This is a genomic window from Achromobacter sp., assembly GCF_057314935.1.
Genome location: NZ_DBHKZA010000099.1, coordinates 4,975 through 14,382, shown reverse-complemented (window position 1 = coordinate 14,382; position 9,408 = coordinate 4,975). Strand labels below are relative to the sequence as shown.

Sequence of the window (9,408 nt, the reverse complement as noted above, 5' to 3'; positions counted from 1 at the left end):
CTTAAACGGCCATCGAGGAGATTTCCTTGTAGGCGGCAACCAGCTTGTTGCGCACCTGCACGGCGGTCTGAAAGCCGATGCTGGCTTTCTGCATATCGATGATCACGTCATTGAGCGAAATGTCGGGCGCGCCCATTTCAAATGCCTTCGCCTGGGCGGACGACGCGTTCTGCGCCGCGGTCACGCGACGGATCGAGCGCTGCAGCTCGGCGGCAAAGCCGTCGGGCTGGCCGACCATTTCGCCAGCGGCGAGATTGCCGGTTTCCGCCTTGCTCACGACGGTACGCATCTGCTGGAGCATGCTTTCGATGCCGGACAAGCCTGATACAGCCATTACCTGATTCCTTGCTGGTGGGGCATGACGCCAATGTTGTGCAGAGCGTAACGCCGTTCGCATGCGGCCATAGCCGATATAAACCGCCAAAAACCCCGACATTTCCCCGAATGCCGCCAACCAGGCGCGAGCCCCTGGCCGCAGCTTTCGCCTTGCCGTCGACATAGAGGATAAGTAACGCCAAAAACCGGCTGTTTTCATCGATTGGGATTGTCGTACCAACGGCAATAATCCAGGCTCTCCCCAGACCAGAAGCACGTTGCATGTGTAATCTGCCCTACCCAGACATGAAGTCCTTTTCCCTGCTCCGCGTAGCCAGCGGGAGCCATCGATGAATCAGCAGGCCACTCTGAGCTCGTCGCTGCTGGCGAAGTTCCCCGCCCTGGAAAAGATACGCGCGCTGCCCAAGCCTATTCTGCTTGGCGCGGCGGCCGCCGTCGTTGCGCTGGTCGTTGCCGCCGTGATGTGGGGCAGCGAACCCAAGTACAAGGTCCTGTTCTCGAACCTGGACGACCGCGACGGCGGTGCCATTGTGACGGCGCTCGGCACGATGAACGTGCCCTACCGTTACAACGAAACCGGCACCGCCTTGCTGGTTCCGGCCGACCGCGTGTACGACGCCCGGTTGCAACTGGCTTCCCAAGGGCTGCCGCGTGGCGGCTCCGTCGGTTTCGAACTGATGGACAACGCCCGCTTCGGCGCCAGCCAGTTCGCCGAGCAGATCAACTACCAGCGCGGTCTGGAAGGCGAGCTGGCCCGTTCGATCGAAGCCATGCACACTGTACAGCACGCCCGCGTCCACCTCGCCATGCCGCGCCAGTCGCTGTTCGTGCGCGAACGCCAGGCGCCCACGGCGTCGGTGCTGCTGAACGTCTACCCCGGCCGCAGCCTGAGCGACGCCCAGGTGTCGGCGATTTCGTGGCTGGTGGCCTCCAGCGTGCCCGAGCTGACCGCTGAAAACGTATCGATCGTCGACCAGAACGGACGCCTGCTGTCCGCGCCGCTGGGCGAAGGCCGCGGCATGGACGCCGATCAGATGCGCTTTGTGCGCGAAATGGAGCAGCGCACGGTCGAACGCATCCTGACCATCCTGAATCCGCTGGTCGGCCCGGGCAACGTCCACGCCCAGGCCAGCGCCGACGTCGACTTCGCCCGCCGCGAAGAGACCTCCGAAGTCTATCGCCCCAACCAGGAACCGGGCCAGTCCGCCATCCGCAGCCAACAGACCAGCGATTCCACCCAGCGCGGCGTGAACCCCGCCCAGGGCGTGCCGGGCGCGCTGTCGAACCAGGCGCCCGCCAATGCGCAGGCGCCCATCGCCAACCCGCCAGCGCCGCAACCGCCGCGCCCGGGCCAGCCGCAGCAGCCGGCCAATGCCCAGCAGCAACAGCAGACGGGTACGCAGACGGCCGCCACCAACCTGAACGAGCGCCGCGACGCCACCACCAACTATGAAGTGGACCGCACCATCAGCCACATCAAGCAGCCGGTGGGCAACCTGAAGCGCCTGTCGGTCGCCGTGGTGGTGAACTACATCCGCGACAAGGACGGCGAGCCCCAGGCCCTGCCGCCCGAAGAGCTGAACAAGCTGACCAACCTGGTCCGCGAAGCCATGGGCTATTCCGAAACGCGCGGCGACTCGCTGAATCTGGTGAACAGCCAGTTCAACGATGGCCCGCCGCCGGTGCCGATGTGGCGCGACCCGGAAATGATCGCCCTGTTCAAGACCATCCTGGCTTGGCTGGTGGGTCTGGTGGTTGCGTTGTGGCTGTATCGCAAGGTCCGCCGCTCGGTCACCGAGTACCTGTATCCGCCGGTTGATCCGGAAATGGCTGAAGCCGAGCGCATCGAAGCGGCCCGCGAGGCCCAGGACGTGGCGCGCACGAAGGAAGTCAACCGCTACGAAGACAACCTGGAACGCGCCCGCACGATGGCCAATAAGGATCCGCGCGCCGTCGCGATGGTTCTGCGCACCTGGATGAGCAAAGATGAAAAATGATTCCACCCCGATGGACGGCATGACGCGCAGCGCCGTCCTGATGATGTCGCTGGGCGAGGACGCGGCCGCCGAGGTCTTCAAGTACCTCAGCGCCCGTGAAGTGCAGCAGGTCGGCGCGGCGATGGCCAGCTTGAAGCAGGTCACGCGCAACGACGTGGCCGTCGTGCTGGAAGAGTTCCGCCAGGAAGCCGACCAGTTCATGGCCGTCACGCTGGGCTCGGACGATTACATCCGCAGCGTGCTGACCAAGGCGCTGGGCAGCGACCGCGCAGCCGGCCTGATCGAAGACATCCTGGAAGCCGGCGACGGCGGCAGCGGCATCGACGCGCTGAACTGGCTGGACCCCAACACCGTGGCCGAGCTGATCGGCGACGAGCATCCGCAGATCATCGCGACGATCCTGGTCCACCTGGAGCGCGACCGCGCGGCCGGGGTGCTGGCCTTGCTGACCGATCGCCTGCGCAACGACGTCATGCTGCGCATCGCCACCTTCGGCGGCGTGCAGCCTGCGGCCTTGTCCGAACTGACCGAAGTGCTGAATTCCGTGCTGGCCGGCCAGGGCGCCAAGCGCAGCAAGATGGGCGGTGTGCGCACTGCGGCCGAGATCCTGAACATGATGAATTCCTCGGACGAGGAAACCGTCGTGGCCAGCCTGCGCGAACGCGACAACGACCTGGCGCAGAAGATCATCGACGAGATGTTCGTCTTCGACAACCTGCTGGACGTCGAGGACCGTGCCATCCAGCTCATCCTGAAGGAAATCGACAACGACACGCTCATGGTCGCGCTCAAGGGCGCGCCGGAAGAGCTGCGCGCCAAGTTCCTGCGCAACATGTCCAGCCGCGCCGCCGAGATGCTGCGCGAGGACCTGGAAGCCCAGGGTCCGATCCGCATGTCGAAGGTCGAAGCCGAGCAGAAGAAGATCCTGCAGATCGCCCGCCGCCTGGCCGAAAGCGGCCAGATCGTCCTGGGCAACTCCGGAGACGACGCATATGTCTGAAGCGGACAACGGCGCGACGACGCTCATCTCGCGCAGCGCCGCCTGGCGGCGCTGGCAGATGCTGTCGTTCGACGAGCCGGCGGCCGTCGAAGTCGAACCGGAGCCCGAACCCGATCCGGGCCCGGATCCTGCCGTGGTGATGGCGCAACTGCGCGCCCAGGCGATGGCCGAGGGCCGCGAGGAAGGCTACACGCACGGCCATGCGGCCGGCGTGGAAGCAGGCCAGCAAGCGGGGCACGATGCGGGATTCGCCGCGGGACGCGAAGCCGGTTTCGCCGAGGGCCTGGCCCAGGCGCGCGAACAGGGCGCAGCCGAAGCGCAGCGCCTGCACACGCTGGTCGAAGCCTGCGCCGCATCGCTGGGTTCGCTGGAAGAAAAGATGGGCCAGAGCCTGCTGACGCTTGCGCTGGACATCGCGCAGCAAGTCGTGCGCACGACGCTGGCCGAGCAGCCGGAAACCGTTGCCGCCGCCGTGCGCGACGTGCTGCACATCAACCCGTCCGCGGGCGGCCAGATGCGCCTGTGGGCCAACCCCGACGACATCGAGCTGATCCGCCTGCACCTGGCGGACGAGCTGAAGGAAGGCCATTGGCGCGTGCTGGCCGATGAATCCATCGCGCGCGGCGGCTGCCGCGCCGAAACGCCCTTCGGCGACATCGACGCCACGCTGCAGACGCGGTGGCGCCGGGTCGCGGCTTCGCTGGGCCGCAACGTCTCCTGGGAGGAGCCGGCGTGAACAGCCATCCGGCTCCGGCACAGCCCGGCCAGACGGCCGCGCCGCTGTCGTCCGCGCCCGCCGTTGCGGCGCCTGCCGTTCCGGTCATCGACCGCTGGAAGACGCAGCTGGAGATCGGCTCGATCCGCGCCGCGTCGACCGACCCGTGGCTCGTCAGCGGCAAGATCACCCGCGCAACCGGCCTGGTGCTGCATGCCACCGGCCTGCGCCTGCCGGTCGGCGCCGCCGCCCGCATTGAAATCGCACGTGGCCATGACCATTGGGCCGATGCCGAAGTCGTGGGCTTTGACGGCCATACGCTGTACCTGATGCCGCAGGCCGACATTTCCGGCCTGCCGCCCGGCGCGCGCGTCGTGCCCGGCGAACCGCCCGTGCAGCGGCAGATCCCGCTGCCGCGCAAAGCGGAATTGAACGGCAACGCCAAGCCCCAGCTTGGCCGCCACCTGCCCGTGGGCAACGCCCTGCTGGGCCGGGTGCTGGACGGCGCCGGCCGCCCGCTGGACGGGCTGGGGCCATTGACGGGCGCCGAACTGGCGCCCCTGTCCGCGCTGCCCATCAACCCCTTGTCGCGCGCGCCGATCGACACCGTGCTGGACACGGGCGTACGCGCCATCAACGGGTTGCTGACCGTCGGACGCGGCCAGCGCATGGGCCTCTTCGCCGGTTCTGGCGTGGGGAAATCCGTCTTGCTGGGCATGATGGCCCGCTACACCAAGGCCGACGTGATCGTCGTGGGCCTGATCGGCGAACGGGGCCGCGAAGTCAAGGAATTCATCGAGCACAACCTGGGCCCCGAAGGCCTGGCGCGCTCGGTCGTGGTGGCGGCGCCTGCCGACGTGTCGGCCCTGCTGCGGCTGCAAGGCGCGGCCTACGCCACCCGCCTGGCCGAGCACTTCCGCGACCAGGGCCTCGATGTACTGCTGATCATGGATTCGCTGACCCGGTACGCCATGGCACAACGGGAAATCGCGCTGGCCATCGGCGAGCCGCCCGCCACCAAAGGCTATCCGCCGTCGGTGTTCGCCAAGCTGCCCATGCTGGTCGAACGCGCCGGGATGGGCGCGCCCGGCCCGTCGGGCAAAGCCGGATCCATCACCGCGTTCTATACGGTACTGGCGGAAGGCGACGACCAGCAGGATCCGATTGCCGATTCGGCGCGCGCGATCCTGGACGGCCACGTGGTGCTGTCGCGCCATCTGGCCGAAGCCGGCCACTACCCCGCCATCGACATCGAGGCGTCGATTTCCCGCGCGATGACCTCGCTGATCACGCCGCAGCAATTCGCCGTCGTGCGCCGCTTCAAGCAGAACCTGTCGCGCTACCAGCGCAACCGCGACCTGATCGCCGTCGGCGCCTACGCCGCCGGCAACGATCCGCAGCTGGACGAAGCCATCGCGCGCTACCCCCGTCTGGAGGCGTTCTTGCAGCAGGATATCGGCGAGAACGTCGGCTACGACGACGCCGTCAACCAGTTGCGCGCCAGTTTCGAGTTAAGGGATACCTATGCCTAGCCAATTGCCCTTGGACATGCTGATCAACCTGGCCAAGGAAAGCACGGATGAAGCCGCGCGCCTGTTGGGCCGGCTCAGCGCCGAGCGCACCAATGCCGAGCGCCAGCTGGGCATGCTGAACGATTACCGCCAGGACTACCTGGAACGCCTGCAGCAGGCGATGACGACGGGAATGTCGGCCAGCGACTGCCATAACTACCAGCGCTTCATCGGCACCCTGGACGACGCGATCAGCCAGCAGCAGACCGTGCTGCGCCAGGCGGACGAGAACCTGGCCAAGGGCCGCCAGTACTGGCAGCAGGAAAAACGCAAGCTCAATTCCTACGACGCCCTGGCGCAGCGCGAAATGCGCGCGCAGGCCGTCGTGGAGTCCCGCCGCGAACAGCGCGCCAACGATGAATACTCCGCCCGCCTGGTCCAGCGCCAGGCCGGCCTGCATTAAGCAATACCTCACAGGAAGCCCAAGATGACCGCTCCCCTGCCCTTGCCCACGATCGCACCCGTCGCGCCGACGTCGATCGCCGACGCGCTTGGCGCCAACAAGTCCGCGTCCGCGAACAAGAAAGGCCCGAGCTTTTCCGATGTGCTGGCCCAGCAGCGTCCGAAGCCGTCCGCCGATTCGCGCCCTGCGAACAATGGCGCCAAGACGCCCGGCAAGAACGCCGCCGCCAACGACCCCGCCGGCAAGGCTGAAAACGCCGCCGCCGGCGCGATCGACGATGCGGTGAAGACCGCCGCCGCCGCGGAAGCCGGGGCGCTTGCCGTCGCCGCCACCCAGCAACCGGCCGCGCCGGTCTTGCCGCAGCAAGCACTTGAAATCGCCGCCCAGGCGGCTGAACAAGTACAGCTTGCCCGCGGCAACGCGGAAGCTGCGGCCGCTGCGCTGGGGTCCGGCGCGGCCGTGCTGACGGCCACGCTGAATGCCGCCAACGTCAACGCCGCCGCTGCGCCTGGCACGCCGGTCGCCGCAACGGCCCAACAGGCCGAAGCCGCCGCCGCGCTTGCCGCGCGCGACGCCCAGGCTGCCTTGCCGGTGGTGACTGCTGCGGTCAAGCCGGGCAGTGCCGCGGCCCCGGCCGTGGAGACCGCGCCCGCCAACGCCAAGCCTGCCGCGAAGGCCGAGTCGCTGCGTCTTGCCACCGACCTCACGCTGCCGCGCGTGCCGCGCGATGCCCGCGCCGAAACCGAACACACGACGACGCTGCCGGCGCGCACGGAAGAAGAACTGACCGCGGCGTTGACCAGCACGGCGCAACAATTCCAGGCCCCGCAACACGGCGCTTCGGCCCAGGATCATCTGGCCCAGGCCTTGGCCGCCGCTAGCCAGCGCCAGGCCGCGCCGGTGGTGAATCAAGCCGCGGTTGCCGCGCCGGCCGTGCCCGTCGTGATGCAGATCGCCACCCCCGTGGGCGGCACGCATTGGGGCACCGAACTTGGCCAGCAGGTCGTGATGATGAGCACCAATGCACGTCAAGGCATGCAAACCGCGGAACTGCGCCTGGATCCGCCGGACCTGGGCCCCTTGCGCGTCAGCCTGAACCTGGCCGATGGCGTGGCCAGCGCTTCGTTCGTGTCGGCTCACGCTTCGGTGCGCCAGGCGATCGAAACCGCCATTCCGCAATTGCAACAAGCCCTGGCGCAAGCCGGTATTTCATTGGGCCAGACCAGCGTCGGCGAACAGGCCGCGCAGCAGGAATTTGCGCAACAGCAGGGTGGCAACGGCTCGCAACGCCAGACCGGCGGCGGCTCGGCGGTTGCCGATGCGGCGGCCGGCAATTCGGCGCCTGTCGTGCCCTCCCCGCGCAATGCCAACGCCCTGGTCGACACCTTCGCGTAGCAAACAGGCGGCCCGCAGCCAGCAATGGATGCGGGCAGTGCAGCAATAGCTTGAGATACGCGGCTTTCGCCCTGTTTTTCGCCTCCAAGCCGAGGCGGGAATTGGGGCAGAATGCTTTCATCCACTAAGTATCCGTTTTCACCAGCGGCCCAATACGCATCGAAACCGAGATGGCGACTTCCAAAACCTTATCCGCGCCGTCGGGCGCGAAGACCTCCGGCGGCATCGGCCGCATCCTTCGCCCGATCCTGGCCATACTGGTCCTGCTCCTCGTCGCCGCCGCCAGTGCCGGCGCAACCTGGTTCATCACCCAACGCATGCAGCAGCCGCAGGCTGGCGCCGCGGTGCAACTGGGCGTGGGCCAGGTCCCTGGCGGCCAGCCTGGCCAACCCGGTCAGCCGGGTCAACCTGGTCAGGCCGGCCAGGGCCCGCAAGCCACGCCGACCACCTTCGTCGCCCCGCCGGCAGGTCCGATCGCCGTGCCCGCACCGATCTTCGTGCCGATCGAAGCATTCACGGTCACGTTGCAGAACGCCGACACGGAACGCATCATGCACGTGGGCCTGACGTTGCGCGTCAGCGACGAACAGACCCGCACGCGCCTTGAAAAGTACATGCCTGAAGTGCGCAGCCGCATCCTGATGGTGCTGTCGTCGCAATCGCCCACCGGCGTGCAGACCCAGCAAGGCAAGACCGACATGGCCACCGCGATCAAGCAGGCGGTCAACCGCCCCTTCTCGCCCCTGCCGGACGGCCAGTATGTCACCGACGTACTGTTCACGGCGTTCGTGGTGCAATAAGCATGGCCTACGAGGCATTCCTTTCACAGGACGAAGTCGATGCGCTGCTTGCCGGCGTCACCGGCGAGAGCGACAGCAAGACCGAGGCGGCCAGTACCAACGATGGCGCGCGCGCCTATGACCTGAGCTCGCCCGAACGCGTCGTGCGCCGCCGCATGCAGACGCTGGAGTTGATCAACGAACGTTTCGCGCGCCATATGCGCAACGTGCTGTTGAACTTCATGCGCCGCAGCGCGGACATCACGGTCGGTTCGATCAAGATCCAGAAGTACGCCGACTTCGAACGCAACCTGCCCGTGCCGAGCAATCTGAACATGATTCAGATGAAGCCCCTGCGCGGCACGGCGCTCTTCACCTATGACCCGAATCTGGTGTTCCTGGTCATCGACAGCCTGTTCGGCGGCGATGGCCGCTACCACACGCGCGTCGAAGGCCGGGATTTCACCACGACCGAACAGCGCATCATCCGGCGCCTGCTCAACCTGACCCTGGAAAGCTACGGCAAGTCCTGGGACCCCGTCTATCCGATCGAATTCGAGTATGTGCGCTCGGAGATGCACACCAAGTTCGCCAGCATCACCGGCAACAATGAAGTGGTGGTCGTCACCTCGTTCCATATCGAATTCGGCGCGACCGGCGGCGACCTGAACATCTGCCTGCCCTACTCCATGATCGAGCCGGTGCGCGATCTGCTGACGCGGCCGCTGCAGGAAACCACGCTGGAAGAAGTGGACCAGCGCTGGTCGCAGCAGCTGTCGCGCCAGGTTCGCAGCGCCGACATCGACGTGGTCGCGGAATTCGCGCGCATCCCCTCGTCGATCCGCGAGCTGATGAGCCTGAAAGTGGGCGACGTCCTTCCCGTGGACGTGCCCGAAACCATCATTGCCAACGTGGATGGCGTGCCGCTGATGGAATGCGGCTACGGCGTCTTCAATGGCCAGTACGCGCTGCGCGTACAGAACATGTTTACCTACGATACCGATTCACACGAGGCCCCCGACCATGACTGACAAGAACGAGCCTGGCACCGGCTCGTCCCCGGCCGACGACTGGGCCGACGCGCTCGCCGAACAATCCCGCGCCAATCCGCCCACCCAGGCCGATGGCCTGAAGCCGCAGGACGACTGGGCAGCCGCGATGGCTGAACAATCCGCCGCCACGCCGGCAGCGCCCGCCCCGGCGGCGCCCGCC

At 66.9% G+C, this 9,408-nt stretch carries 9 protein-coding genes and 1 pseudogene; 9 read left to right on the top strand and 1 reads right to left on the bottom strand.

Annotation, left to right across the window (positions count from 1 at the left end):
• Nucleotide 1: 1 nt before the first annotated feature.
• Nucleotides 2-334 carry a flagellar hook-basal body complex protein FliE gene (gene fliE, locus ACO6D5_RS26200; RefSeq protein WP_315847106.1) on the bottom strand — a complete coding sequence of 111 codons (333 nt, stop codon included), beginning with the start codon at nucleotides 332-334 and terminating at the stop codon, nucleotides 2-4.
• A gap of 331 nt (nucleotides 335-665) precedes the next feature.
• On the opposite strand from fliE, the gene fliF reads away from it, so the two are divergent.
• From fliF to ACO6D5_RS26155, 9 genes and pseudogenes are all read left to right on the top strand, one after another.
• Nucleotides 666-2,333: a flagellar basal-body MS-ring/collar protein FliF gene (gene fliF / locus ACO6D5_RS26195; protein ID WP_315847105.1), complete on the top strand. Its 1,668-nt coding sequence runs from the start codon at nucleotides 666-668 to the stop codon at nucleotides 2,331-2,333.
• A complete protein-coding gene (fliG, locus tag ACO6D5_RS26190; RefSeq protein WP_035212612.1) occupies nucleotides 2,323-3,333 on the top strand; it encodes a flagellar motor switch protein FliG in 1,011 nt (336 codons plus the stop codon). The genes fliF and fliG overlap by 11 nt, the downstream gene beginning before the upstream one ends.
• The gene (fliH, locus tag ACO6D5_RS26185) at nucleotides 3,326-4,069 is read left to right on the top strand and encodes a flagellar assembly protein FliH (protein ID WP_315847104.1); all 744 of its coding nucleotides are present in this window, start codon (nucleotides 3,326-3,328) and stop codon (nucleotides 4,067-4,069) included. Before fliG ends, fliH begins: the two co-directional genes overlap by 8 nt.
• A 44-nt stretch (nucleotides 4,070-4,113) precedes the next feature.
• Entirely contained in the window at nucleotides 4,114-5,580 is a 1,467-nt protein-coding gene (gene fliI, locus ACO6D5_RS26180) for a flagellar protein export ATPase FliI (RefSeq protein ID WP_035212694.1), read from the top strand.
• Nucleotides 5,573-6,022 (top strand): flagellar export protein FliJ, encoded by a 450-nt coding sequence (fliJ, locus tag ACO6D5_RS26175; protein WP_006223469.1) that lies wholly within the window; start codon nucleotides 5,573-5,575, stop codon nucleotides 6,020-6,022. The genes fliI and fliJ overlap by 8 nt, the downstream gene beginning before the upstream one ends.
• A gap of 24 nt (nucleotides 6,023-6,046) precedes the next feature.
• Entirely contained in the window at nucleotides 6,047-7,417 is a 1,371-nt protein-coding gene (locus ACO6D5_RS26170; RefSeq protein ID WP_485827001.1) for a flagellar hook-length control protein FliK, read from the top strand.
• Between the two features lie 170 nt (nucleotides 7,418-7,587).
• Complete coding sequence (fliL, locus tag ACO6D5_RS26165; RefSeq protein WP_280028559.1) at nucleotides 7,588-8,217, top strand: flagellar basal body-associated protein FliL; 630 nt, start codon at nucleotides 7,588-7,590, stop codon at nucleotides 8,215-8,217.
• 2 nt (nucleotides 8,218-8,219) lie between these two features.
• The gene (gene fliM / locus ACO6D5_RS26160) at nucleotides 8,220-9,227 is read left to right on the top strand and encodes a flagellar motor switch protein FliM (protein ID WP_006224612.1); all 1,008 of its coding nucleotides are present in this window, start codon (nucleotides 8,220-8,222) and stop codon (nucleotides 9,225-9,227) included.
• Nucleotides 9,220-9,408: pseudogene (locus ACO6D5_RS26155) on the top strand (flagellar motor switch protein FliN); the annotation flags it as partial. The gene fliM and the pseudogene ACO6D5_RS26155, both read left to right, overlap by 8 nt.

What these genes read in the sequence shown, in the direction of transcription:
- fliM (WP_006224612.1), top strand. Translation starts at nt 8,220, where the DNA reads ATGGCCTACGAGGCATTCCTTTCACAGGACGAAGTCGATGCGCTGCTT.
- fliG (WP_035212612.1), top strand. Translation starts at nt 2,323, where the DNA reads ATGAAAAATGATTCCACCCCGATGGACGGCATGACGCGCAGCGCCGTC.
- fliH (WP_315847104.1), top strand. Translation starts at nt 3,326, where the DNA reads ATGTCTGAAGCGGACAACGGCGCGACGACGCTCATCTCGCGCAGCGCC.
- fliF (WP_315847105.1), top strand. Translation starts at nt 666, where the DNA reads ATGAATCAGCAGGCCACTCTGAGCTCGTCGCTGCTGGCGAAGTTCCCC.
- fliJ (WP_006223469.1), top strand. Translation starts at nt 5,573, where the DNA reads ATGCCTAGCCAATTGCCCTTGGACATGCTGATCAACCTGGCCAAGGAA.
- fliL (WP_280028559.1), top strand. Translation starts at nt 7,588, where the DNA reads ATGGCGACTTCCAAAACCTTATCCGCGCCGTCGGGCGCGAAGACCTCC.
- ACO6D5_RS26170 (WP_485827001.1), top strand. Translation starts at nt 6,047, where the DNA reads ATGACCGCTCCCCTGCCCTTGCCCACGATCGCACCCGTCGCGCCGACG.
- fliE (WP_315847106.1), bottom strand. Translation starts at nt 334, where the DNA reads ATGGCTGTATCAGGCTTGTCCGGCATCGAAAGCATGCTCCAGCAGATG.